The 24,458-nt window shown below is 74.5% G+C and carries 22 protein-coding genes; 7 read left to right on the forward strand and 15 right to left on the reverse strand.

From position 1 onward, the window contains the following. The first annotated feature begins 314 nt into the window (after positions 1 to 314). Entirely contained in the window at positions 315 to 1,445 is a 1,131-nt protein-coding gene (locus ACFQ6N_RS02395) for a metallophosphoesterase (RefSeq protein WP_380646317.1), read from the forward strand. Between the two features lie 61 nt (positions 1,446 to 1,506). Here ACFQ6N_RS02395 and ACFQ6N_RS02400 read toward each other — a convergent pair whose 3' ends face one another. From ACFQ6N_RS02400 to ACFQ6N_RS02425, 6 genes are all read right to left on the reverse strand, one after another. Further along, positions 1,507 to 2,778: an ABC transporter permease gene (locus tag ACFQ6N_RS02400; RefSeq protein ID WP_380646318.1), complete on the reverse strand. Its 1,272-nt coding sequence runs from the start codon at positions 2,776 to 2,778 to the stop codon at positions 1,507 to 1,509. Further along, complete coding sequence (locus ACFQ6N_RS02405; RefSeq protein ID WP_380646319.1) at positions 2,778 to 3,551, reverse strand: ABC transporter ATP-binding protein; 774 nt, start codon at positions 3,549 to 3,551, stop codon at positions 2,778 to 2,780. The genes ACFQ6N_RS02400 and ACFQ6N_RS02405 overlap by 1 nt, the downstream gene beginning before the upstream one ends. After that, positions 3,548 to 5,152: a peptidoglycan-binding protein gene (locus tag ACFQ6N_RS02410; protein WP_380646320.1), complete on the reverse strand. Its 1,605-nt coding sequence runs from the start codon at positions 5,150 to 5,152 to the stop codon at positions 3,548 to 3,550. Before ACFQ6N_RS02410 ends, ACFQ6N_RS02405 begins: the two co-directional genes overlap by 4 nt. 215 nt (positions 5,153 to 5,367) lie before the next feature. Further along, entirely contained in the window at positions 5,368 to 5,928 is a 561-nt protein-coding gene (locus ACFQ6N_RS02415; RefSeq protein ID WP_380646321.1) for a hypothetical protein, read from the reverse strand. After that, positions 5,928 to 6,842, reverse strand: coding sequence for a hypothetical protein (locus tag ACFQ6N_RS02420; protein ID WP_380646322.1), 915 nt, complete (start codon positions 6,840 to 6,842; stop codon positions 5,928 to 5,930). Before ACFQ6N_RS02420 ends, ACFQ6N_RS02415 begins: the two co-directional genes overlap by 1 nt. A 196-nt stretch (positions 6,843 to 7,038) precedes the next feature. Next, positions 7,039 to 7,374: a hypothetical protein gene (locus ACFQ6N_RS02425; protein ID WP_380646323.1), complete on the reverse strand. Its 336-nt coding sequence runs from the start codon at positions 7,372 to 7,374 to the stop codon at positions 7,039 to 7,041. A 268-nt stretch (positions 7,375 to 7,642) separates the two neighbouring features. On the opposite strand from ACFQ6N_RS02425, the gene ACFQ6N_RS02430 reads away from it, so the two are divergent. Both ACFQ6N_RS02430 and ACFQ6N_RS02435 read left to right on the forward strand, forming a co-directional pair. Next, entirely contained in the window at positions 7,643 to 8,155 is a 513-nt protein-coding gene (locus tag ACFQ6N_RS02430; RefSeq protein WP_380646324.1) for a helix-turn-helix domain-containing protein, read from the forward strand. Positions 8,156 to 8,314: 159 nt separating this feature from the next. Beyond that, positions 8,315 to 8,719 (forward strand): VOC family protein, encoded by a 405-nt coding sequence (locus ACFQ6N_RS02435; protein ID WP_380646326.1) that lies wholly within the window; start codon positions 8,315 to 8,317, stop codon positions 8,717 to 8,719. A 45-nt stretch (positions 8,720 to 8,764) separates the two neighbouring features. On the opposite strand, the gene ACFQ6N_RS02440 is transcribed toward ACFQ6N_RS02435, so the two are convergent. After that, positions 8,765 to 9,466, reverse strand: coding sequence for a helix-turn-helix domain-containing protein (locus ACFQ6N_RS02440; RefSeq protein WP_380646327.1), 702 nt, complete (start codon positions 9,464 to 9,466; stop codon positions 8,765 to 8,767). Positions 9,467 to 9,522: 56 nt separating this feature from the next. Further along, entirely contained in the window at positions 9,523 to 11,076 is a 1,554-nt protein-coding gene (locus ACFQ6N_RS02445) for an MFS transporter (RefSeq protein ID WP_380646328.1), read from the reverse strand. 319 nt (positions 11,077 to 11,395) lie between these two features. Here ACFQ6N_RS02445 and ACFQ6N_RS02450 point away from each other — a divergent pair, with 319 nt between their 5' ends. Then, positions 11,396 to 12,208, forward strand: coding sequence for a TetR/AcrR family transcriptional regulator (locus ACFQ6N_RS02450; protein ID WP_380646329.1), 813 nt, complete (start codon positions 11,396 to 11,398; stop codon positions 12,206 to 12,208). 11 nt (positions 12,209 to 12,219) lie between these two features. On the opposite strand, the gene ACFQ6N_RS02455 is transcribed toward ACFQ6N_RS02450, so the two are convergent. Next, positions 12,220 to 13,062, reverse strand: coding sequence for an isocitrate lyase/phosphoenolpyruvate mutase family protein (locus ACFQ6N_RS02455; RefSeq protein ID WP_380646330.1), 843 nt, complete (start codon positions 13,060 to 13,062; stop codon positions 12,220 to 12,222). Then, positions 13,059 to 14,450: a hypothetical protein gene (locus ACFQ6N_RS02460; RefSeq protein ID WP_380646331.1), complete on the reverse strand. Its 1,392-nt coding sequence runs from the start codon at positions 14,448 to 14,450 to the stop codon at positions 13,059 to 13,061. Before ACFQ6N_RS02460 ends, ACFQ6N_RS02455 begins: the two co-directional genes overlap by 4 nt. A 64-nt stretch (positions 14,451 to 14,514) precedes the next feature. Here ACFQ6N_RS02460 and ACFQ6N_RS02465 point away from each other — a divergent pair, with 64 nt between their 5' ends. Further along, entirely contained in the window at positions 14,515 to 15,411 is an 897-nt protein-coding gene (locus ACFQ6N_RS02465) for an ArsR/SmtB family transcription factor (protein ID WP_380646332.1), read from the forward strand. A gap of 45 nt (positions 15,412 to 15,456) precedes the next feature. Here the strand turns inward: ACFQ6N_RS02465 and ACFQ6N_RS02470 are convergent, their stop codons facing one another. The 3 genes from ACFQ6N_RS02470 to ACFQ6N_RS02480 form a co-directional block, all read right to left on the reverse strand. Then, positions 15,457 to 16,017, reverse strand: coding sequence for a DinB family protein (locus ACFQ6N_RS02470; RefSeq protein ID WP_380646334.1), 561 nt, complete (start codon positions 16,015 to 16,017; stop codon positions 15,457 to 15,459). Between the two features lie 28 nt (positions 16,018 to 16,045). Continuing rightward, entirely contained in the window at positions 16,046 to 16,843 is a 798-nt protein-coding gene (locus tag ACFQ6N_RS02475; protein ID WP_380646336.1) for a VOC family protein, read from the reverse strand. Positions 16,844 to 16,977: 134 nt separating this feature from the next. Continuing rightward, complete coding sequence (locus tag ACFQ6N_RS02480) at positions 16,978 to 19,443, reverse strand: germacradienol/geosmin synthase (RefSeq protein ID WP_380646337.1); 2,466 nt, start codon at positions 19,441 to 19,443, stop codon at positions 16,978 to 16,980. A gap of 644 nt (positions 19,444 to 20,087) precedes the next feature. Between ACFQ6N_RS02480 and ACFQ6N_RS02485 the strand changes: the two genes are divergently transcribed. Further along, a complete protein-coding gene (locus ACFQ6N_RS02485; RefSeq protein WP_380646338.1) occupies positions 20,088 to 20,732 on the forward strand; it encodes an HhH-GPD-type base excision DNA repair protein in 645 nt (214 codons plus the stop codon). A gap of 157 nt (positions 20,733 to 20,889) precedes the next feature. On the opposite strand, the gene ACFQ6N_RS02490 is transcribed toward ACFQ6N_RS02485, so the two are convergent. Further along, positions 20,890 to 22,380, reverse strand: a complete 1,491-nt coding sequence (locus ACFQ6N_RS02490; RefSeq protein WP_380646378.1) for an MFS transporter — start codon at positions 22,378 to 22,380, stop codon at positions 20,890 to 20,892. Between the two features lie 88 nt (positions 22,381 to 22,468). Between ACFQ6N_RS02490 and ACFQ6N_RS02495 the strand changes: the two genes are divergently transcribed. Beyond that, complete coding sequence (locus ACFQ6N_RS02495; protein ID WP_380646340.1) at positions 22,469 to 23,455, forward strand: helix-turn-helix transcriptional regulator; 987 nt, start codon at positions 22,469 to 22,471, stop codon at positions 23,453 to 23,455. Positions 23,456 to 23,556: 101 nt separating this feature from the next. On the opposite strand, the gene ACFQ6N_RS02500 is transcribed toward ACFQ6N_RS02495, so the two are convergent. Further along, a complete protein-coding gene (locus ACFQ6N_RS02500; protein ID WP_380646341.1) occupies positions 23,557 to 24,450 on the reverse strand; it encodes a hypothetical protein in 894 nt (297 codons plus the stop codon). Positions 24,451 to 24,458 lie beyond the last annotated feature (8 nt).

A 24,458-nucleotide genomic window follows, 5' to 3' on the forward strand; every position in this document is an offset into this window, starting at 1 on the left:
TCCCCGGTGCCGCCCCCGTGCACCCGCCCCCGTACACCCGAGCCCGTGCGTCCCCTTCGGTCGGCACCTGCCGGATGATGGGGGCAGCAGACGTGAGGGGCGGCGCAGTGACTGACAGCGGATCCACCGGATCGGAGTCGGACCTCCGGGCGGCCGGCGGGAGGTCCGGGACCTCCGTGTCCGGCGCCCGGCCCGGGGCCGAGGCGGAACCCGAGGCGGAACCCGGGGCGGCACCCGGAGCGGCACCCGTACCGCATGCCGAGGGCCCGGGCGGGCGTGCGGGGCGGCGGCGGTCCCTGGTCAGGCGGCTGGCCGTGATCGTCCTCGTCCTCGTCGTCCTGTGCCTCCCGCCGTGGTGGACGCTCCTCGCTTCCGGCGCCGACTGGCCGCTCCCGGTCTTCGTGGCCGGCACGGCAGTCCTCGCCGCCTGGCTGGTCTCCTTCCCCTGGCTGATGGTCGCGGGTCACGGTCCGCGGCGGATCGACCGGGCCGCCCGCATCGCGGACACCAGCCTCGGAGTGGTCTGGGTCCTGTTCACCTGGTCCGTGGCGGGCGGCCTGGTGAACCTCGTGCTGAGCGGGTTCGGCGTCGGCGGCGCCGACCGGGCCAGGACGGTGGCGGTGGCCGTGGCCGTGGTCTCCGCCGGACTGCTGGGCTGGGGGCACCACGAGGCGATGCGCGTGCCCCGGGTGAAGCGGCTGGACGTCCACGTCCCACGGCTCGGCGGGGGTCTGGACGGGACCCGTGTCGTGGTGCTGGCCGACACCCACTACGGGCCGATCGACCGGGCGCGCTGGTCGGCGCGGGTCGCGGAGGCGGTCAACGCGCTCGACGCGGACGTCGTGGTCCACGCCGGCGACATCGCGGACGGCACCCCCACGCAGCGCCGGGAGCAGTCCGCGCCGCTCGGGACGATCCGCTCGCGGCTGGCGAAGGTCTACGTCACGGGGAACCACGAGTACGGCGGGGAGGCCCAGGGCTGGCTGGACCGGATGGCGGACCTGGGCTGGGAGCCGCTGCACAACCGCCATGTCGTGGTGCAGCGCGGTGGGGACGCCCTCGTGCTCGCCGGCGTGGACGACGTGACCGCGGAGCACTCCGGCCTGGCCGGGCACCGCGCGAACCTGGCCGACGCGCTGGCGGGGGCGGACCCGGCGGATCCGGTGCTGCTCGTCGCCCACCAGCCCAAGTACGTCCCGCGGGCCGCTGCCGCCGGCATCGACCTGCAGATCTCCGGGCACACCCACGGCGGCCAGATCTGGCCGTTCAACTTCCTCGTCCGGATCGACCAGCCGGTGGTGCACGGCCTGAGCCGGCACGGCGAGCGGACCCAGCTCTACACCAGCCGGGGCACCGGCTTCTGGGGGCCGCCGTTCCGGGTCTTCGCACCGAGCGAGATCACCCTGCTCACCCTGCGCTCGGGCACCGGGCCGGCCGACGCGTAGCGCGCCGGAGCACCCCGGGCGGGCGGCACGGGCCCGGGCTGGCGGCGGCAACGGGACGGGGTCAGCCGGTGCGGAGGGCTTTGAGGGGGTCGGTGCGGGCGGCGCGCAGGGCCGGGTAGAGGCCGGCGAGGAGGCCGACGGCGGTGCCGATCAGGGGGGCGGGGAGGGTGGCCGCGGGCTGGAGGACGGCCGTCCAGGAGCGGGCCGCGGCCACGGCGATGACGACCAGGATGCCGAGGCTGGTGCCGATCAGGCCGCCGAGCGTGCCGAGGGCGGTGGACTCGGTGAGGAACTGGGCCGCGATGTGGTGGGTGCGGGCGCCGAGTGAGCGGCGCAGGCCGATCTCCTGGGTGCGTTCCAGGACGGCGACCAGGGTGGTGTTGGCGATCCCGACCGCGCCGACCACCAGGCAGATCGCGGCGAGCGCGAGGAACAGGCCGGTGAGGTCCGAGGTGATGTGGTCCTGGAGGCTGTGCGGATCGGGCGGCGGGGTCACCGTGAACCGGGCCGCCGCGTCGGGGCGCAGCGCCACCGCCAGTTGGCGGGCGACCACCGGGGCCGCTCCGACCCTGGTCGCGGCCACCAGGTGGGCGCCCTGGTCCTCGCCCTTGCCGGGGTTGCCGAAGCGGTCCAGCGCCGTGCTGCCCGGGATGACCACCCCGAGCAGGGTGTCGGGCAGCCGCTGCACGTCCGAGTAGACGCCGATCACGGTGTACGGCAGGCCGTCGATGAAGATGGCCGGCTGGGCGTCGAGCCGGGTGACGCCCAGCCGGTTCGCCGCCGTCCGGCTGAGCAGGGCGACGGGCAGCCGGGCCTGCTGGGCGTACGGGTCGAGGGTGGCCCCGGCGGCGAGGGTCGGCTGCATCGCGGCGACCGCGCCGGGGGTCGCCGCGAAGAGGGAGAGGCCCTGCCCGGCGGAGCCGTCGGCGGCCGGCGAGCCGCCGATCCGGTGCTGGTCGGCCGGGACGCGCCACCAGACGCCGGCCGCGGTGACGCCGTCGATCCGCCGCACCCGGGCGTCCGCGTCGTCGGGGAAGCTCATCGGCGGGTTGGTGCCGGGGGGTGTGCCGTCGTCCGCCGGGTTGTCGGTCACGGTCACCGTGGTCGCCTTGGTGAGGTCGAACTGGTGGCCGATCTGCCCGGAGGCGGTCGCGGTCAGGCCGAGGACGGCGACGAACGCGCCGATGCCGAGGACGGTGCCCAGCATGGTCAGCACCGAGCGGCCGGGCCGTTGCAGCACTCCGGCCAGGGCCTCCTCGACCAGGTCCCGCAGGCTCAGCCGGGACGGGGGTTCGCCGAGCGCGCCGCGCCGGGTCGGCCGGCGGCGCGCCATCAGGCGTCCGCCGAGGCGCCGAGCGGGGCGGACGGGGTGCCGAGCGGGACGGACGGGGCTGCGGCGGCGGCCGGGGCATCGGCGGACGGGGCGTCGGCGTGCCCGCCCTCGCTGATCCGGCCGTCGCTGATCCGTACCGTCCGCTGGGCGCGGGCGGCCACGGCCGGGTCGTGGGTGATCACGACCAGGGTGTAGCCCTGCCCGTGCAGGTGCGCGAAGTGGTCCATCACGGTCGTCGCGTTGGCCGAGTCCAGGTTGCCGGTCGGTTCGTCGCAGAGCAGCAGGGCGGGCCGGTTCACCAGCGCCCGGGCGATCGCGACCCGCTGCCGTTCGCCGCCGGAGAGGACGGTCGGCAGGGCGTCGGCCCGGTGGTCGAGGCCGACCTGGCGCAGGGCGGCCCGGGCGGCCTCCCGGCGGCCCGCGCGCGGGGTGCGGTTGTAGACCTGGGCGAGCAGCACGTTCTCCTCCGCCGTCCGGTTGGGCAGCAGGTGGAAGGACTGGAAGACGAAGCCGATCCGGCGCCCGCGCAGGGTGGAGCGGTCGCGGTCGGAGAGCCGCCGGGTGTCGACGCCGTCCAGCGCGTAGCTGCCGGTGGTCGGGGTGTCGAGCAGGCCGAGCAGGTGCAGCAGGGTGGACTTCCCCGATCCGGACGGGCCGGTGATCGCCACGTAGTCGTTCCGGTCGACGGTCAGATCGCAGGGGTGCAGGGCGACGACGGGCGGGGTGCCGGGGAAGCTCCGCCCCACCCCGGAGAGTTCGATGACCGCCGTCACTGGCCGACCACCACCTGGTCGCCCTCGGCGAGTCGCGCGTCCCCGACCGGTGTCACCCCGACGTAGCCGTTGGCGTTGACCCCCGTAGTCACCGGGACGGTGGTGCGCTGCCCGGCCCGGTCGACCCTGGTGACGGCGGTCTGCCCGGCCGCGTCGGTGAACACGGCCGCGACCGGGACGCTGATCACCGGGTCCGCGGTACTGCTCCGCAGGACGGTGATCCGGACGTTCTGCCCACTGAAGGCGGCGGGCAGCGGGTCGGCCGGGGTGATCTGCACGGGCACGTAGGCGGCGACCGGCTGGCCGGCGGGTGCGTTCGGCGCACCGGCCCCCGCACCGCCGCCGCTCGTACCGCCGGTCCCGGCTCCCGTTCCTGGCCCTGCTCCGGCTCCGGCTCCCGCCCCGGCCGCGCCGCCTATCGCGATCACCCGGCCGGCCGGCGGGGCCGTGCTCGGCGCGCCGAGTTCGGCCACGGTGCCCTTGACCGTCGTCCCGCTCGTCTCGGAGAACACCTCGACGGCCATGCCCGGCGTGATCCCGGCCGCCTGGACCGGGGTGAGCTGCCCGGTGACGGCCAGGCCGCCGCTGGTGAGCGACAGCAGCGGACCGGACACCGGCGCTCCCACCGAGGAGTTGACGGCCGTGACGGTGGCGGGCAGCGACGGCAGGAAGACCACCTCGCCGGCCGGCACCATCGGCCCGTCGACCGCCTCCGCCTGGGCGAGCGCGTCCTGGTCCTCGGACAACTTCTTCCGGGCGTTGGCGAGTTGCTTGTCGAGGCCGGGGGCGGGAGCCGGGGCGGGGACGGGGGCGCTCTGGGCCTGGCCGCCGGAGGCCGCGCTCCCGGCTCCGGTTCCGGCTGCGGTTCCGGCCCCGGTCGCGGCACCGGCACCGGCACCGGTCGGCGTCGATGTGCCGCCCTGCGTCCCCGCACCGGCACCCGCGCCCGCACCCGCACCCGTCGAAGTCCCCGCCGCCGCCTGCGCCTTGAGCCCGTCGATGGCCTGCCGGTCGGCCTCGACCGCCTTCCGCGCAGCGTCGACGGCCTGCCGGGTGGCCGCGCCGGTGGTCGGCGCGGTGTAGCCGAGGTGGCGGTAGTAGCCGGTGACCGCCTTGGCGGTGCCCGGACCGTACGTCCCCTGCGGGTCGTCGCCGCGCCCGTAGCCGAGCCGCTCCAGCGCGGCCTGGAGCTCTGTGACGTCCGGCCCGCTGGAGCCCGGCTTGAGGTCGCGGTAGGCGGGCACCGGGCCCTCCAGGACGAACAGCGGCTGGCCGGAGACCTCGGCGAGCAGCCGGCCGTCGGTGACCTGGTCGCCGGACTTGACCGGGAGCGCCGAGACGTAGAGCTGGGTGATGTCCGTCGAGGCCGCCGCCGGCGAGACGTTGTACTGGGTCGGCGGGTACACCTGGCCCCGGACGACCGTGGTCTGGGTGAGCGCCTGCCTGGTCACCGGGGCGGTCATCAGCGTGCCGGGCGGCGGCGCGGTGTCCGCGGCCCGCTCGGCGGGCGACTTGATCAGCGAGGCGGCGCCCAGCCCCGCGCCCGCCACCACGGCCGCGGCCGCCGCAACGGCCAGGAGCGCCCGGCGGCGCCGCGCCATCCGCAGCCGTCCCGGCGCGACCGGCTCCGGTCCCTGTTCCTGCCCCTGCCCGACAGGCCCCGACCCGACGTGCTCCGACCCGACCTGCCCCGACCCGATCGGCTCGTCCCCCGGGCCGGGCGGCTGGTCCGTCTCCACCGACACGACGTCGGCCCCCCTCCGTACCCCGCGCTCACCGTCCCGGGGCCGCACCCGGCGGCGCGCCCTGGGCCGGTTCAGCACGTCCCGGCCGATTTGCTGTCCGTCACCATCCACTGACCATCTTTCAACGCCAAGGTGTAGCTTGTCAGTTGATTGGGACGGTCGATCAGCTGCCCGGACCGCTGGGCGCCGGTGGCGAGGTCGTACTGGATCCAGCTCCGGACGTCGACGCAGTCCACCAGGGTGGCGACCCCGTCCTGGAGGGAGATCCCGCGCACCGTGTGCCCGACGGAGCCCATGGCCACCGCGCCCTGGTCGCGCAGGTGCGCCACGTTCTGCCGGACGAGGCTCAGCTGGTTGCTCGCCGCGACGAGCGCCAGCTCCGGGGTGTCGGACTCACCGGATGCGTTGGCCTTCAACAGCGCTTCCCAGTAGGCGAAATAAGACTGTCGCACCTGGTCCTGCTGCGGCGTCCAGGACCCGTCGGCGACGGCGTCCGCGCTGCGACCCGGGGCCCGGCCCGGGGAGCCGACCAGGAAGCCGACGGCGCACGCGGCGGCGACGAGCAGGCCGAGCAGCAGCAGGGCCCGCTTGCGCCGGACCGGCATCGGAGCACGCTCGGGCGGGAGCGCCATCAGCCCTCCCCCAGTGCCTTCTTGGCCGCGGCGACCCGCTGGGTCACCCGGTCCTTGATCCCTTGCAGGGCGGACTCGTTCCGGCCGATGAGCTCGGTCTGGTAGCCCGCCTCGACCGCGTACCAGGTGCCCAGCAGCTGGGCCTGGGCCTTGCACACCATGTCGGCCACCGCGGTGTCCTTCTCCTGCTGCGCGACCGGGTCCGGCCAGGCGGCCGAACCGGCCGCCGCCGGCGTGGCGTAGTGGTACCCCTGGGCGGTCATGCAGCCCGCCCACTTGGTGACCGCGGCCTTGACCTGGCTGTCCCCGGTGGCGTGGTCGTACGCCTGGGCGCGCAGGCCGCCCACGACGTCGTCCTTGGCGGGCGCGGCGAGCGCTCCCCCGAGCTGCTTGTCGAACGCGCCCATGCAGCCCCGGTCGGCCGTCGGGTCCGCCGCCGTTCCCGGCTTGCCCCCGGCGCCCTCCAGGGCCTTGCGGTACTCGGGACCGTCGCCGCCCTGCTGTTGCTGCTGGGCGGTGACCTGGCCGGCGGGCGGGGGCGGGCGGTGGTAGCCGGTCAGCCGGGCCGCGGTGGCCGAGAGGATGCCGAGGAAGTCCGGGTCGAGCGGCGACGGCGGGGGCGCGGCCGGGAGCACGGCGGGCGTGTAGTCGAACCCCTTGCCCTTCATGCACGTCCGGGTGGCGGCCTCCCGCGCCTGGAAGATCAGCGCCGAGTCGGCGCCGCTGACGGCGTACCCGTCCAGGGGCAGCGGCACCGCCGCCCCGTCGGGCGGCTCGGTCAGCACGGCGGGAAGGGCGGGCTCGGCCAGTGCGGCGTCGTGACCGCCGCCCCCGCCGGACCCCCCGCACCCGGTGACCAGACCCGCCAGGACGACAGCCGCGCCGAATCGTCGCAGCCCGCGGCCTCGCACCACGAATTCCACCCCCCGGTCGGACGGTGATCGAATTCCGGCAATCACCGTCGAAGACTCTCGGTCCGATTGAATCAGGCACGGGCCGCCCGTGCCGCCGTGTCCGCGATATTTCAGGAGAACTTCCGGTACGTCGGACACCCCGCGAATGCGCGGTGCGCGCGGAGCGGGCGTCCCGCCCCGCGCGCACCGCACCGGTTCAGCACTTGTAAATGCCACCGCTCCAGGTCATGTACGTGTCGGCGCTGTAGTAGCGGCCGTAGTACGACCAGTCGGCGAGGTAGTGCTCGTGGTCCGCCCAGCCGGCGTCACCATTCACACTCTGGCCGACGACGTAGCAGTAGAGGTACGCGTGCTGGTCACTGTAGCCGCGGCCGTGCATCGCACAGCTGGTCCACGCGCAGTCGCGCAGGGCCACACCGCCGTCGCGGGTGTTGTAGCCTCCCCACTGGCCGGCTTCGGCCACCCCGCTGCCCGCGCCGAGAGCGCCCAGGCTCAGCAGCGCCGCGGCGACCGTGGTCGCGATCTTCCGCATTTACCCTCCCCGTGTCGTTGACGTACGAGCAGCCGAAAGGCTGGTCGCGGCAGCCATTCTGCAGAGCCGGGCGGAGATACGAACAGGAATTTGGACGCGAAATTCCACGGAAGATTGCCGGAAGATTTCCCGGCACGCGGCGGAGCGGAGCACGGTGCTCCGAATAACGCAGGGTGATGCGCATCACGCGATCTTTGCCGCCCTGATACTGTCGGGACCGCACTGCCTGAACCAAAACCTGCCTCGCCACCGAGCACGGGGGGATTCGTTGTCAGAGCAGGTAGAAAGCTTCGGCGCGCTGCTGCGCCGTACCCGCGTCCTCCAAGGACTCAGCCAGGAGGAACTCGGAAAACGGTCCGGAATCACGGCCCGAGCGATCAGCAATCTGGAACGGGGCTGCAGCCGACCGAGGGGAAACACCCTCCGGGAACTGATCAAGGCCCTTGACCTCGACCAGGACCACGCCGCCGGATTCCTGCACGCGGCGACCAGGTCCACCCGGTACGGCGACGGACACCGGAACGACTTCCAACTGCCCTACGAGGAAGCGGGGCTGCTGACCGACTCCGAAGTCGTCTCGACCCTGCGCCGGCTCAGCCTGACCGATCCCACCCGGTGGGAACCGCGGGTCACCGAGACCCTGCTGGCCGCCTGCTCGGGACAGCCCAGCGCCGTACGGCTGCTCGGCGCGGTCCTGGCCGTCCAGCCCGAACTGCCGCTCGCCGCCCTGGCGGACCGGCTCTGCCACGACGACCGGCGGTGCGCCCTGCTCCCCCGGTGACCTCGCCGCCGCCCGGACAGCCCGCTGCCCGGGCGGCGGGTTCGTCCGGGCAGCGGGTTCGTCGGGGCCCGTGGGATGTCCGGACGGCGGCATGCCCGGGCGGCGGCATGTCCGATTCCTTCAAGACCCGGCACCAGCGGGCCGCCTAGCGTGGCAGACATGACCAGCACATCCGCACCACAGTTCGCCTTCATCGGCCTCGCCGTCTCGGACGTGGCCGCCTCGATCGCCTTCTACCGGCGGCTCGGCCTCGCGTTCCCCGAGGGCGCCGAGAACGAGCCGCACGTCGAGGCCGAGCTGCCCGGTGGGCTGCTCCTGGTGCTCGACGCCGAGTCCACCATCCGTTCCTTCCACCCCGACTGGCAGCCGCCGACCGGCGGCGGGCGCGCCGCGCTGGCGTTCCGCTGCGGGAGCCCCGCACAAGTCGACGCGCTGTACGAGGAATTGACCGGCGCCGGGTACCACGGGGAGCTGAAGCCATGGGACGCCTTCTGGGGCCAGCGCTACGCCGTGGTCCACGACCCGGACGGCAACGGGGTGGACCTGCTCGCGCCGCTGTCCTGAGCGCCGCGCCCGCGGGCGCGTGGGACCACGCGCCTGCGGGCGGCCTCAGGAGTCCAGCAGGACGGTCACCGGCGCACCCGCCAACTCCCGTACATCGCGCGCCAGATGGGCCTGGTCCGCATAGCCGGCCCGGGCCGCCGTCTCGGCGAGCGGGACACCGGAGCGGGCCAGCGCGAGGGCGCGCTGCATCCGCAGGATGCGGGCGAGCGTCTTCGGGCCGTAGCCGAAGGCGGCCAACGAGCGGCGGTGCAGCTGCCGCGCGCCGAGGCCCACCGCCTCGGCCGTCTCCGCGACCGACCGGCCGGCGGTGAGCGCGGCGACCACCGCCCGGACCTGCGGGTCCTCGGGCCGCGCCGCCGCCGCGAGGTGCAGCGCCAGGTCCTCCAGCGCGGCGGCCCGGTCGGGCGCCGCGTCGATCCGTTCGGTGAGGCGCCGTACCTCGGCGCCGGGCCGCAGATCGGCCAGGTCGACGCGGCGGTCCCGCAGCTCGTCGGCCGGGACGCCGAGCAACGCGGGGGCGAAACCGGGGCGCAGGCGCACGCCCGCCCACGGGCCGCCGAGTCCCGGCCCCGGCCGGAAGGCCCGGGTGTCGGGGCCGGCCACGAGCAGCCGGCCCGCCGTCCACAGCAGGTCCATGCAGCCGTCGGGCAGGACCGGCCCGCCGCCGCCCGGACGCCCGGCGGCCTGCTTCGTCCACACGACCGCACCGGGCAGCCGCGACGCGCGCTCCGTGTACTCGGGGGACATGCGGCGAAGGCTACGCGCCCACGACGGGGAGCGCGCGGCCGAGGACGGGCTGCCGCTCAGCCACCCGCCCCGACCGCCTCCGCTGCCGACTCCGCCGCCCCGGCTGCCCCGGCCGCCGGCTCCACCGGCGCCCCGCTCCCGGCGGCCTTCGCCCCACCGCCGTCGCGCATCAGCACCAGGGTGAGCGCCGCGGCCGCCAGGACGGCGACGCCACCGACCGTGAACGTGGTGGAGGTGGCGGTGTTGAACGCCTCTCGGGCGGCCGTGACCAGCCCGCCGTCCCCGCCGGAGCCGGCCAGGGCGAGCGCCCCGGTGATGTCGTGGCGGGCGGCCTCGGGGGCTCCGGCGGGCATCGCGCCGGTGTAGGTGCCGGAGAGCACGGTGCCGAGGACGGCCACGCCGAGGGCGGCACCGGACTGCTGGACGGTGTCGTTGAGCGCGGAGCCGACGCCCGCGTGCTCACCGGGGATCGAGCTCATCAGCGCGTTGGCGGCGGCCGGCATGCCGAGGCCGGAGCCGACGCCCAGCACCAGCATGGCCAGGGCGACCTTGGTGAAGCCGTCGCCGACCGAGAGGGTGGCCAGCAGCGCGAACCCGCCCGCGATGACCACCATGCCGACCGCGGTGAGCACCCGCGCCGGGACCTTCCGGCCGACCGCGGCGCCCACCCCGTTGAACACCAGCGAGGCGACGGCCAGCGGGATGAAGGCGAGACCGGTGTCGGTGGGCGTGAACTCCAGCACGAACTGGACGTACTGGGTGAGCACCAGCATCAGGCCGCCGGTGGCGAAGGTCAGCAGGACGAGCGAGAAGCAGGCGCCGGTGAAGACCCGGTTGCGGAACAGTTCGACCGGGACCATCGGCGAGTCGGTGCGGACCTGCCGGACGGCGAACCCGGTCAGCGCGGCCACCGCGACGAGGAGTGCGCCGAGCGTGCCCGCGCTGGTGAGGCCGTCGCGGGGCAGCACGATGATCGACCAGACCAGCGCGGTCATGCCGACCATCGACAGCGCCATGCCGGGCAGGTCGGTCCGGCGCCACGGCCCCTTGGACTCCGGCATCAGCAGCACCGCCGCGAGGATCGCGACCGCCGCGACCGGCACGTTGAGGAGGAAGACCGCGCCCCACCAGACGTGGGCGATCAGGGCGCCGCCCAGCGCCGGTCCGCCGACCAGGCCGATCATGGCCACCGCGCTCCAGGCGGCGATCGCCTTCGGGCGCTCCTCGTCGTCGAAGACGGTGATCAGGATGGAGAGCGTGCTCGGCATGACCAGCGCGCCGCCGACACCCATCAGGACGCGTCCGGCGATCAGCTCGCCGGGACTGCCGGCGTACGCCGCGACCAGGGAGGCCGCGCCGAACAGCGTCAGCCCGACGATCATCACCTTCCGCCGGCCGAAGCGGTCGGAGAGGCTGCCCGAGGTGAGCAGGAGGCCGGCGAAGACCAGGATGTACGAGTCGATGATCCACTGGATGTCCTGCGCCCCGGCCCCGAGATCCTCCGCGATCGGCGGGATGGACACCGTGAGCACCATGTTGTCGACCACCAGCACCAGGCTGCTGAGGCAGAGCACGATCAGGATGAGCCAGCGCCGCGGATTGCGTTCCACCGCGTTCCCCCTTCGGACAGCACGGACGGCTCGGACGGCCCTGACGCCGGGAGGCGTCGAGCAGCATCGGGAGTCGTCGGATTCGACGCGGGCACACCGCCCCCCGTCCCCACGGGTCCGGTGTGCACCGCACCGAACACTGTACGGAGACCGAACACTGTACGCAACGCCGTACACCGTGCGGTGCCGCTTATGCTGAACCGGGCGGAGCCCGAACGAGCGGGACGAGCGGTCACGAGCGGCGGCGGCTCCGGTCGGTGGCGGCTCCGGCCGGTGACGACCACCAGCGGTAGCGACCACGAGCAATGAGGAGGGCCCGATGGCGGCCAAGTCCGAGGACGGTACGGCGGGCATCCCGTCGCTGTGGACCCGCCCGCAACGGCCCCGACGGGAACAGCCGGCCCTCAGCCGCGAACAGATCGTGGCCGAGGCCCTCGCCCTCCTGGACAGCGACGGCATCGAGGCGCTGAGCATGCGCAAGCTCGGCGCCCGGCTCAACGCCGGCGCCACCTCGCTGTACACCCACGTCGCCAACAAGGACGAACTGCTCGCACTCGTCGTCGACCAGGTGTTCTCCGAACTCCCGCTGCCCACGACGGACGCCGCCGGGGGCGACCCGAAGGTCTGGCGCGCGGCCATCGAGGAGTGCGCCGAGAGTCTGCGCGACGTCATCCTGCGCCACCCGTGGATGGTCTCGGTGATCGGCGACGTCGGCATGGTCTACTTCGGCCCCAGCTGGATGCGGCTGTCCGAGGCCTTCCTCGCCCTGCTGGAGTCGTCCGGGCTCGACCTCGCCGAGGCCAACGAGGCGATGGGCGTCGTCATCGGCTACACCATCGGAACGGCCACCGTGGAAGCCGCCTGGCTGAGCGCGCTGGCCAAGCGCGGCCGGGACGAGCAGGAGTGGATGGACCAGCTGCTGCCCGCCGTCGTCGAGGCCACCAAGGACCACCCGCGGCTGCACCGGCTGTACACCACGGAGGTGGACAGGGAGATCGCTGCGGGCCGGGGCACCGCGTTCAGCAACGGCGTCCGCATGATCCTCGACGGGATCGAGGCCGCCTGGGCGGCCCAGACCGCCCAACGGGCCACCGACCGGACCATCGACCGGACCACCGACCGGACCGGCTGATCTCCGCCCTCCTAAAGCTCGTTGAGCGCCTGCACCTCCGCGTACCCCGGCACCGGCCCGACCGGGCCGCCGTCGGCGACCGCCCCGGCCGTGGCCACCGCCGCCGCCAGCGCGGCCCGGTACAGCAGCGAACCGAGGCTGACCCGGGCCACCCCGAGCGCGGCCAGCTCGGCGAAGCCGGGGCCGGTCGGCGTCCAGAGGACGTTGAGCGGAGCGTCCAGCGCGCCGACCAGTCGGGCGATGAGCGGCGGCTCGGCCGCCCCCGGGACGAACACGCCGTCCGCGCCCGCCTGCCGGTACGCGTCCAGGCGCCGGAGGGTCTCCGGCTCGGGGTCGTCCTGCCCGTACCAGTAGGTGTCGGTACGGGCGTTCACGAACAGCTCCGGCACCGCCGCCTTCACCGCCGCGACCTTCGCCGCGTGGACGGCGACCGGCGCCAGCGTGCCGTCCGGCCGGCCGTCCTCCAGGTTGATGCCGACCGCCCCGGCCGCCGCCAACTCGACGGCCAGCTCGGCGACTTCGTCCGGGTCGTCGCTGAAGCCGGACTCCGCGTCGACGCTGAGCAGGAAACCGCCGCGCCCGAGCCTGCGCGCCAGCCGTACGGTCTCCGCGCGGGTGGCGGCCGCGCCGTCGGGCAGCCCGGCGGCGGCTGCCACGCCCAGGCTGGTGGTGCCGATCGCGGTGTGGCCCGCGGCGGCGAGGGCGGCGGCCGAGGCGTGGTCCCAGGCGTTGGGGAGCAGCAGCGGGCGGCCGGGGAGGTGGTGCAGGGCGGCGAACGGGGTCATGGCGTGGCCTCCGGGGGTCGTGTGCTCGTACGGGTCGGACGGATTCGGCTGCTGCTGAAGAGAGTTCATGTGGCGTCGGGCCCCGGGTGCCGGAGGTCGCCCACCGAGTCCGCGTAGTACCCGGACCCCGAGACGTGGCGGACGATCCGCCGGAAGCTCCAGCCCCTCCCCGGCGAGTCGTCCAGGACCTCGACCGGCAGCGCGGCCACCCGGCGGGACCAGATCCCGGCCAGCCGGGTGAGGCGACTGCGGGCCTCGTCCAGATCGGCCGCGGTGAACGGGGCGAGGTCGGCCGGGGTGGTGACGTTGGAGGCGTGCCAGTGGTCGGGCTCGGTCGGTTCACCGGCCAGCCGGGCCTCCAACTCGGCCAAGTGGTCGAGGAGATGGTCGGTGACGCGACGAACCGCCTTGTGCGGTGTGTAGGTTCGGCCGTCGGCATTGACGACCGGCCGGCCGTCCCAGGCCGTCCAGGTGGCCGCCAGGGCGAGGACATGGTCGACCATCTCCGGTACCAGTGCGGCGAGTTCGGCCCTGCCGAGGTCACGTCCGGACGGCGGGCCGGTGTCCTCGACACCGGAGGCCGCAGCACCGGAGGCCGCCGGGTCGGTGTCCGCCGGATCGGTGTCCGCCGGATCGGAGGCTCCGAGCAGGATGCCCTCCGCGATGACGAGGGCGTGCGAGCGGCCCGGGCAGATCCGGGGCTGGGCGCCGAAGGTGAGCGCCTCGCCGTGCGGCGCCTCCGCCTGGGCGGCCGCGATGTCCAGCACGACGTGCGTCCCGGCCGGTACGGCGAGCCCGCCGACCTCGGTCGTCCGGGCGGCGAGGCGGCGCATCACCCGCACCGGCGGATCCTCGCGCAGCGCGCCGGACAGCCCGTCCTCGTGCCGACGGGCGCGCTCGACCAGGGTGGCGGTGGCATCGCAGGCCTGGACGAGCAGGCCGATCCGGTTCGCGGCCGTCTCCTCGTCCGGGTCGCCCATCGCGGGCAGCAGCCGCGCCACCGCCGCGTCGGCCGCAGCGGTGTCCGGCGCGTCCGTCCCTTCCGTCCCGCCGGGCCCGCCGGGCCCGCCCGCGAAGTACGCCCGGGAGACCGTCGCGACGTCCCGCGCCACGGCCTCCGGGTCGGCCAGGCCGAGCGCCGCCGCGAGCACCCGGACCACCCGCAGCCGCACGTCGGGGTCGAAGCCGCCCGCCGCCGCCACCCGCAGCGCGGCCGGGTCCAGCCGCTCCAGGTCGGCCAGCACCAGCGCCCGGCGCCTCGCGTGGGATCCGCCCGAGCAGAACCGGGCGACGGAGGCCCGCAGCCAGGCCACCCCGGCGGGCGCGCCCGGGCCGACGGGAGGCGCGGGCGGCGCGGGCAGCGGGACCAGTGCCGGATCGGCCAGGGCTGCCGTCACATCGTCGTACCGGGAGAAGGCCATGGTGTCGGGGCCGGAGGCCACCGTCGTGTCGCTCATGCCGCCATCGTGGCCCCACGTCGTTTCGGCCCCCGCCGAACCGTGCCGGAGCGACCATGGAGGCATGCCCCCGCAACCGGCCGCGCCCAACGCCCGTCCCCCGGCCCCCCGCCCGAACCACCCGACCGGTCCGAACCACCCGACCAGCCTGTCCCGCCCGAACGGTCCGTCCCGCCCGACCAGGCACCCGGGCCGGGGCGGTACGGCGCTCGCCGCCCTCGCAGGCCTGCTCGCCGACGCCACCCGCGCCGCCTTCTGCTCGGCGCTGCTCGACGGCCGCGCCTGGACGGCCGGTGAGCTGGCCCGGTACGCGGGCGTCGCGCCGTCCACGGCCAGCGAGCACCTGTCGCGGCTGATCGCGGGCGGCCTGCTCGCCGAGGAACGGCAGGGGCGGCACCGCTACGTCCGACTGGCCACCCCCGCCGTCGCCACCCTGATCGAGGACCTGACCTCCTTCGCCGATACCTCCGGATCCGCCGAGCCCGCAGGCACCGGCAGCACCGGCACCGGCACCGGCACCGGCAGCACACGCGGCCCCGCCGGATCCGCCCCGCGCACCCTGGGCGAGGCCACCCGGCTGAGCGCCGAGGCCCGCGCCAGGACCTGCTACGACCACCTGGCCGGCCGCCTCGGCGTGGCCGTCGCCGACGCGCTGCTCGCCCGCGGCCTGGTCGCCGACGAGGCCGGGCTCACCGTCACCGGGCGCGGCCGGGACTGGCTGGCCGCGCAGGCCATCGAACTGCCGCCGCGCGCGGGCCACCACGGCGGACGACCGGTGGTCCGCGGCTGCCTGGACTGGACGGAGCGCCGCAACCACCTCGGCGGGGCGCTGGGCGCCGCGCTCTGCCGGGCCGCCCTGGACCGCGCATGGGTGGAACGGATCGGCACCGGCCGGGCCCTGCGGGTCACCCCGGACGGCGCCCGGGCACTGCGCGAACTCCTCGGCGTGGAGCCGCCCTGACACCGAAGTGCCGTGGGGCCCGCGCACTGTGGGCCCCGGCCGGGCTCAGCCCATCGACTTCGCCCCGTCCAAGGACTCCCGGATGATGTCCGCGTGCCCGGCGTGCTGCGAGGTCTCGGCGATCAGGTGCAGCACCACCCGCCGGACCGACCAGGTCGCGCCCGGCTCGAACCACGGCGCCGGCGGCAGCGGGTGGGCGAGGTCGAGGTCGGGCAGGGTCCGGACCAGTGCGTCCGTCTCGTGCGCCACCCGCTCGTACTCGGCGAGCAGCCCGGCCAGGGTCTCGCCCTCCGCCATCCGGAACTGGGCCGCCCACACCTCGGCGGCACCGCCCCCGGACCCGGACCCAGACCCACCGCCGGACCCGGAGCCGCCGCCGGACCCGCCCCCGGCCGTGTCGCCGCCCCGCATCGCCTCCGCGCCGCCGGTCATGAACCGCGCCCAGCGCGCCTCGACCGCCGCCACGTGCTTGACCAGCCCGCCCAGGCACAGCTCGCTGGCCGTGGTGCGTTCGGCCGCCTGCGCGTCGGTGAGGCCGCGGACGGTGCGCCGTAGCAGGTCGCGGTGCTTGTCGAGCGTCTCGACGAGGTCCTCGCGCTCGCTCATCGGCCGCACCCGGTCGGGCCCGCCGCCATCAGACGTCCACCGTCGTCGGCTGCTCGCCGACGGTCCGTCCCAGGTCGATCAGGCCGAAGGCCGCGCCCTGCGGGTCGCCGACCGCCGCGAACCGGCCGAACGGGCTGTCCATCGGCCCGAAGTACACCTTGCCGCCGCGCGCCGTCAGCCGCTCGATCGCGGCGTCGGTGTCGTCCACGGCGAAGTAGACGCTGATGTACGAGGGCGCCTCGGGCGGCAGGAAGTCGCCCTCCGCCGACATCCGGCCCAGCACCGGCTGACCGCCGACCTGGAACATCCGGTAGTCGAAGTCCCCGGCGTCCATCTTCCGCACGCCGTACGGGAACACCGCCGGGAAGAAGGCGTCGGCCTTCGCGGGCTCGCGGGTCACCACTTCGGCCCAGCTGTACGCACCGGGCTCGCCCTGCTTCTCGAAGCCCTCGTGCCGCCCGGCCTGCCAGACGCCGAACACGACGCCGCCGGGGTCCTTGGCGATCACCATCGTGCCGAAGTCGCCGACCTGCATCGGGCCCATGACCACCTCGCCGCCGTTGGCGCGGATCCGCGCGGCGGTGGCACCGGCGTCCGGGGAGGCGAGGTACAGGCACCAGGCGGACTGCGCCTGCTCGCCGGGCATCGGCGGGACGACGGCGGCGACCGCCTTGCCGTCCGAGTACGCCTGCGTGTAGTTGCCGAACTCCGACGAGCTCTCGCCGAAGGTCCAGCCCAGCACATCGCCGTAGAAGGCCTTCGCGCCCTCCACGTCGGTGAACATCGCGTCGGCCCAACAGGGTGTGCCCTCAGGTAGCGCAGCCATCTCTCTGCCCTCGTGTGTGGCGAAGAGCGCGCGCCGGTGGCGCGCGCCGGCCCCCGACTCGCCAGCCTAGCCACGACGCGGCGCACCCGCGCGGGATGGCCCGCACGGGTGCGCCGGGTGCCGGCCCGGACCGCTCACCGCTTCGACGGCACCCCGCTCGCCGGCAGCCGCAGCGAGGCCGTGCCCAGCCCGGTCGGACCGAGCGGCACCGCACCGGCCGCCGACGGAACCGGAACCGCCGGAGAACCCGCCGGAGAGCCCGCGGGCGAACCCGCGGGCGAACCCGCCGGAGCCGCCGATGCCCGCCGGGCCGCCGGCGCCGCCTCGAGGTCCCGCGCGGCGCCGAAGTTCCGCCGCAGGTCCTCCTCGCCGTACCGCCGGCAGCCCTCGTGCCAGTTCAGGATGCCGGCGAGCCAGTTCTCCAGCTCCTTCACGTACCCGTCGAGCAGCTCCCGCGCCTTCGTGTCCAGCCCGAAGTCCTGGTACATGACCGGGAGTTCCTTCGCGGCGACGTGCTGGAACTGGCTCAGCCGCGAGTGCATCAGGTCGTCGACGATCCGGACCGCCGCCGGGTAGTCGCAGTCGAAGAAGTTCTGCACCACCAGGACGACGTTGTGCAGCTCGCCCTCGTACTCGACCTCCTTCTGGTACGAGAACACGTCGTTGATCATGGCGCCGTAGTCCATGGCCGAGTTCTCCAGCGCGCGCATGGAGCCGTGCCGGTACACCTCCGGCGGCACCTCCTGCCCGTGGCCGAGCCGGCACAGGCTCGCGGTGAGGTCGGAGCCGAAGGTGGCGCGGCGCATCTCCAGGTAGTCGACCGGGTCCGGGATCCGGTTCTGGATCCGGTTGGCGATCTCCCAGACCCAGCTCTCGGTCATCGACTCCACGGTCTCCCGGAACCGGCCCCTGGCCTCGACGGTCATCGGGCCGGCGGTGCGCTCCCAGATGTCGGCGAGGCCGCGCTCCAGGGCGTTGGCCGGCTCGGGCGCGGGGGTGCCGTCGAGCGGCATGAACAGGGTGAGCCGGGCGTTGGCGAGCTTGGCCCCGGCCAGGTCGCGGGTGCGCCCGAAGGCCGCCGGGTAGTAGTCGTCGGCCCAGGTGCCCCAGGCCAACCAGGCCGAGCTGATGTCGAGTTGCTCGGCGGTGGCGTCCGGGTGGATGCCGGCCGCGCAGAGCGGGAGGTCGTAGCCGCGCATCGACTCGGCGTCCCAGACCCCGGAGCCGGGAACCCCCGGGTCCGCCGTCAGCAGGCCCATCCGCTCGGCCCACTCGATCACCCGCTCCCGGGCGCCGTCCAGGTGCGGACTCAGCGAGAGGGTGAACGGCAGCTTGAACTCGGGCAGTCGGGACGGGCCGACGGCCTGGGACGGCACGTGTCCGTGCGTACGCGCCCGCCGCTCGGCCGCGCCCGCCACCCCCGCCGACGTCCCCGCCGTTCCGGGTACCGTCCCGGTCGCCCCGCTGCGCAGGATGTCCAGTGCCGAGGTCCCGATGCCGCCGATCGCGTACTGGTCCCACCAGTTGCCGGACCCGGGCTGCCCGGGCAGCCCCGGCAGGCCGCCGCCCGCCCCGGGCGCCACCTCGGCGGCCGAACCCGCCGCCGCCCCACCGCCGTTCATGTACCGGCTGGACCGCATGTGCCACTCGTGCCCGCCGGACTGCCAGTCCTGGAGGCCCTTGACGTACGCCATGACCCTCGCGCGGCCGACCGGGTCGAGTCCGGTCTCCGCGAACAGCACCGGCAGTTCGGTGAACACGGTGTTCTCGAACTGCTGGAGCCGCGAGGTGAGCAGGTCGTTGACCGCGTCGGCGGCTTCCTGGGTGGTGCACTCCAGGAACCTCTCCAGCACCAGGATGCCGTTGCTCAGCTCGCCCTCGTCCTCGACCTCCCGCTGGTACGAGAAGATGTCGTTGCGCAGGTGCACACCGTCGGAGAAGGCGTCCATCAGCACCCGCAGCGCACGCGAACCCGAGACCTCCCGCGGCACTTCGGCACCGGCGGCGTACTCGACCAGTTGGGCGGACCACGGCGCACCGCCGACCTTGCGGCGCATCTCGATGTACTCGACCGGGTTGGCCACCCGGCCGGCGTCGATGTTGGCGAGCTCCCAGAGCGACTCGTCGAGCAGGTTGCGGGTGCTCTCGGCGAAGCGGATCCGCCAGTCCTCGCCCATCGCCGGCACGGTGCGCCGCCAGAGGTCGGCCAGGCCGGCCTCGACCGGGTTCTCCGGCTCGGGCACCGGGGCGGCCGGGTCGGCGGGCATGAACAGCGGCAGCCGGTCCAGGTGCGCCTTGCCCGCCGCACGGTCGTTGGTGCGCTTGTACATGTCGAGGAAGTGGTCGTCGAAGAAGAAGACCCAGACGTACCAGTCGGTCACCAGCGACAGCGCCTCGGCGGAGGCGTCGGGGTGGGTGTAGGCGCAGAGCAGGCCGTAGTCATGGGCGTCGAGGTCGGCCTGTTCCCAGATCCCGGAGCCCTCCAGCATGCCCATCTCCCGTGCCCAGACGGTGGAATGGGACCGCGCCTCATCCAGATGCGGGTTGAGCCGTGCCGGGTGCGGCACGTAGAAGGACGGCAGTTCGAACGGCTGGGTCACGGCGGGCGAGCCTTTCTGGACGCGTCGTTTGGACCAAGAATGACCCGCGACCCGCGCGCCGCACCGGCACAACAGAAACAGTCATATGAAATGACCCATTGGCTCGAACCCTCGCTCGAACCGCCTTCCAAGCGATCGACCGGCCCTGGATCGTACGTCCGGCCCCACCCCACCACCCCGTCCACCCCCACCGAAACCACCCGCCCGGCCGAGCGCACCCCCACCCCCGCACGCACCCCGCCCCACCGCGCACCACCTCACACCACCGCGTACCACCCCTCACCCCAACTCCGCCGGGGCGAACCGCGATCGGACCGGACCGGCGCGCCGGTCCGCCGGGGAGGGCGGGGACGGTGCGGGCGGCGGGTGTCGAAGTGCGGCTCATTCGAGGGCTGTTCGGTTCGGCGGGCCTCCGGTCGGCGGCTCGGAGGGGTGCGACGCGCGCGGGCGGACACGCGGGCAAAAAATATTCCGCGCCGCCTTGGCGGAACGTTCAACAACCGCTCCGCCAACGAACAAAGCAGGTACGGCAAGGCCTGGAACACCAAGACTTCCCGCGATACGGGCGTGTTGACCGCCTCCGCCCACCGCGCGTCCACCAGACTGGGCGCCGACCCGACGTCAACTCCGAGGAGGGCAAGCCCATGAACGTCACCGTCCGGCTCGCACAGCAGCCCGAGGCCGACGAACTGCTCGGACGGAGTGCGCTCGCCGCGCTCGTCGGCATGCTGCTCGACCAGCAGGTGCCGATGGAGTGGGCGTTCACCGGTCCGCTGACCATCGCCCAGCGCCTCGGCCGAGACGACCTGGACGCCCACGAGATCGCCACGTACAGCCCGGAGGAGTTCGTCGCGCTCCTCTCCGCGAAGCCCGCCGTCCACCGCTACCCGGCCGCGATGGCCAAACGGGTCCAGCAGCTCTGCCAGTTCCTCGTCGCGCAGTACGACGGCGAGGCCGCCGCGCTGTGGAAGAACGTCCGCACCGGCAAGGAGCTGCTGAGCCGTCTCAACGCCCTGCCCGGCTTCGGCAAGCAGAAGTCGCAGATCTTCCTCGCCCTGCTCGGCAAGCAGTACGGGGTGCGGCCCGAGGGCTGGCGCGAGGCGGCCGGCGCGTACGGCGAGGAGGGCGCGCACCGTTCGGTCGCCGACATCACCGGCCCCGAATCCCTCGTCCTGGTACGGGAGTTCAAGCAGGAGGTGAAGCGCGTCGCGAAGGAGGCCAAGGCCGCCGCCAAGCCGCGCACCACCACCCGTACGGGCATCGTGGCGGCCCCGACCGGCGTGCGCTGAGCACCGGTCGCCGACCGGAGCGGCCGGGCGCCCCCGGGTGTGCCCGGGGACGGCGAGGGCCCCGGCCGCGCAGCGCGGCCGGGGCCCGACCGAAGCCTCCGAGAACCGAAGCCTCCACGAACCGGCACCGTCAGGACAGACCTGCCAGGCAGGACCGTCAGACCAGGACCGGCTCCCGGTCCGCCACCGCGTCCTCGGAACCGGCACCGGTACCGGTACCAGCCACCGCGCGCCGCCGGGGCAGCGCGAACATCAGCAGGAACACCGCCAGCAGCACGCCCGCGACCCACCACAGCGCGTGCACGAAGGCCCCGCCGAACGCCGTCCCGACCGCCTCCGGCGCGACCACGTCGTCCATCGCGCCGAAGAAGGCCACCGACACCAGCCCGAGCCCGAGCGCGTTCCCCACCTGCTGCACGGTGTTGATCAGCCCGGAGGCCGAACCCGCGTGCTCGCGCGGCACCTCCGCCAGCACCGCGTCCGTGATCGGCGCGACGATCAGCCCCATGCCGAGGCCCATCACCACCAGCGGCGGCACCATCTGCCAGGGCGAGATCGCCGTGCCGTACCGGTCGGCCTCCCAGATGTAGGTGAGCACGCCCGCCGCCATGACCAGCGCGCCGGTCTGGAGCACCTTCCGTCCGAACCTCGGCACCAGCTTCTGCACCGACAGCCCGGCCGCCAGGGAGACCGCGATCGAGAACGGGATGCCGGTCGCGCCGGCCTTGAGCGGGCTCCAGCCGAGCCCCACCTGCATGTAGAGCGTCCAGACCAGGAAGAAGATGCCGAGCGCCACGCCGAAGGCCAGTTGCACGCAGATCCCGGCCGCGAAGGACTTGACCCGGAACAGCGCCAGTTCCACCAGCGGCGAGCCGTCCCGCCGCGTCTTGACCTTCTCGTACGCCACGAACAGCGCGAACACCGGCAGGCTCCCGGCCATCGACAGGTACCCCCAGAGCGGCCAGCCGGCCTCCCGCCCGTGGGTCAGCGGGTAGATCAGCATCAGCAGGCCGAGGCTGGCCAGGAGGACGCCGACCAGGTCGAGCTTCAGTGCCTGGTCGGCCTTCGACTCGTCGATGAAGCGGCGGCCGAGCAGCAGGCCGGCGATGCCGACGGGCAGGTTGATCAGGAAGATCGGGCGCCAGGCCAGGCCGAACAGGTCCCACTCGGTGAGCAGCGCGCCGATCATCGGACCGGAGACGGCGCCCAGGCCGACCACCGCGCCGAACATGCCGAACACCTTGCCGCGCTCCTCCGCCGGGAAGGTCGCGTGGATGATCGACAGCACCTGCGGCACCATCAGGGCCGCCGTCCCGCCCTGCAGCAGCCGGGTCGCGACCAGCATCTCCGGCCCGGTGGCCAGCCCGCAGAGCGCGGACGCGACGGTGAAGCCGCCGATCCCGATCAGGAACAGCCGCTTGCGGCCGTAGATGTCGCCCAGCCGCCCGCCGGTGATCAGACCGATCGCGAAGGCCAGCGCGTACCCCCCGGTGACCCACTGGATGGCGCTGAAGGACGCGCCGGTGTCCGCCTGGATGCTGGGGATGGCGATGTTGACGATGGTGACGTCCACCAGGTCCATGAAGGAGGCCACCATCACGATCGCCAGGGCGATCCACCTCCGCCGGTCGGCTCCCGCCGCGTTCATTCCGTACTCCTCGGTCTTCTCCACGCCTCCGACGGTAGGGGGCATGTAGGTCAGTTCCTGTCCCACTTCGTCCGGCATGCTGGACGCCATGAGCGACACCCCGGCCCGACTGCTGAACCTGCTGTCCCTGCTCCAGACCCCGCGCGAATGGCCCGGCAGCGAGCTCGCCGAACGGCTCGGCGTGAGCGCCCGGACGATCCGGCGCGACATCGACCGGCTGCGCGAACTCGGCTACCCGGTGCAGGCCAGCATGGGCGCGGACGGCGGCTACCGGCTGGTCGCGGGGACCGCGATGCCGCCGCTGCTGCTGGACGACGAGGAGGCGGTGGCCATCGCCGTCGGGCTGCGCGCGGCGGCCGGGCACGCGGTGGTCGGCATCGAGGAAGCCTCGGTACGGGCCCTCGGCAAGCTGCTCCAGGTGCTACCCGGCCGGCTGCGCCACCGGGTCGGCACCCTCAACTCCGCCACCGTGCCGCTGCTCTCCGGGGACGGCCCGACCGTCGACCCGGAGGACCTGACCGTCCTGGCCGGCGCCGTCACCACCCGGGAGCGGCTGCGCTTCGCCTACCGCGCCTACGACGGCACGCCCACCCGGCGGCTGGTCGAACCCGAGCGGCTGGTCTCGGTCGGCCGCCGCTGGTACCTGGTCGGCTACGACCTGGACCGCGAGGACTGGCGGCTGTTCCGGGTCGACCGGCTGAGCGAGCCCTTCGCCACCGGCGCCCGCTTCACCCCGCGCCCGCTCCCCGCCGAGGACGCCGCCGCGTACGTGGCGGGAAAGCTGCGCCGACCGTCGCGCGGCGGCACCGTGGTCGCCACCGTGCACGCCCCGGCCGAGCGGGTCCGGCAGCGCTTCCGGCCGGGCGACTCCGGCTTCGAGCCGGACGGCTCCGGGATCGAACCGATCGACGAGCACAGCTGCCGGCTGCGCTCCCGCTCCGACTCCCTGGAGTGGACGGCGATGCGGCTGCTGTCACTGGACTGCGACTTCGAGGTGCACGAGCCCCCGCAGCTGCGCGAGCACCTCCGGCGGCTCGCCGAGCGCGCCGCCCACGCGGCCGGGCCGCCGTCCTGAGGCCCGCACCCGCCGATCCCGCACCCGCTGACTCCACAGACCAGGCCCCACAGCCCGGGCCCCACACCCGCCGCCCCCGCAGCCTGGACCCCGACCGCTGCCTACGCCTCGACCCGGTACCAGCCGTTGCCCGAGCGGAACCACAGCACGCCGTCCCGGCCGTACGCCCGCACCCGGTCGAGGTCCCCGAGCACACCGAGGGCACCCAGCCGCTGTCGGCGGACCTCCCGCCAGCCCTTGCGGGGCTCCCGTTCGCACCGGATCAGGTCGCCGCCGCGCTCCAGGAACACCGCCCGGTCCCCGGCGATCGCGAAGCCCATCGGCTGCCGCCCCGGGAGCGGCACGGTGAGCGGCTCGCCGCCGGCCGGGTCGATCCCGGTGAGGTGGCCGCGCTCCCCGTACCAGGCCAGCCAGGCCCGGCGCCCCTCGGTGGCGGCGGCGAGGCCCTCCAGCGGGTAGTCGCCCAGCTGCTTGAAGTCCGGCTGCCAGACGGTCCGTCCGGCGGTGTCCAGCCCGACCAGGCCGCAGCGGCCGATCGGATTGTCGCCGTAGTTGCCCTCGTCCCCGAAGGCCAGCCAGATCCGGCCGTCCCGGTCGGTGGTCAACGCCTGGATGTCGTCGCCGAGTTGCAGCGATCGGGTGGGGCTGCCGTCCGGTCCGAACACCTGCCCGTTGTGCTCCCACCCGTCCGCCAGTTCGTCGGCCCGGCAGTCGGCCAGCAGCACCCGCCCGCCCGGCAGCAGCGCCAGGAGGTCGGGCGCGACCCCGACGCCGGTGAGCGGCACCCGCCACGGCCCGGCCGGGCCGTGCACCACCACCTCGCCGTCGAAGGGCAGTCCGACGGACGGCCACGCCCCGGCTGGTGCCGCGTACCGCTCCGGCACCAGCAGGACGGCCGGTTCACCGGCCGGGCCGACCGTCCAGGTCACGGCCCTGGAGCCGGCCCGCCACTCCTCCTCGGGCAGCCGCCAGACCTCGACCGGACGATCGTTCACCACCGTGG

This window comes from Kitasatospora sp. NPDC056446 (genome assembly GCF_042796115.1).
Taxonomy (GTDB): domain Bacteria; phylum Actinomycetota; class Actinomycetes; order Streptomycetales; family Streptomycetaceae; genus Kitasatospora.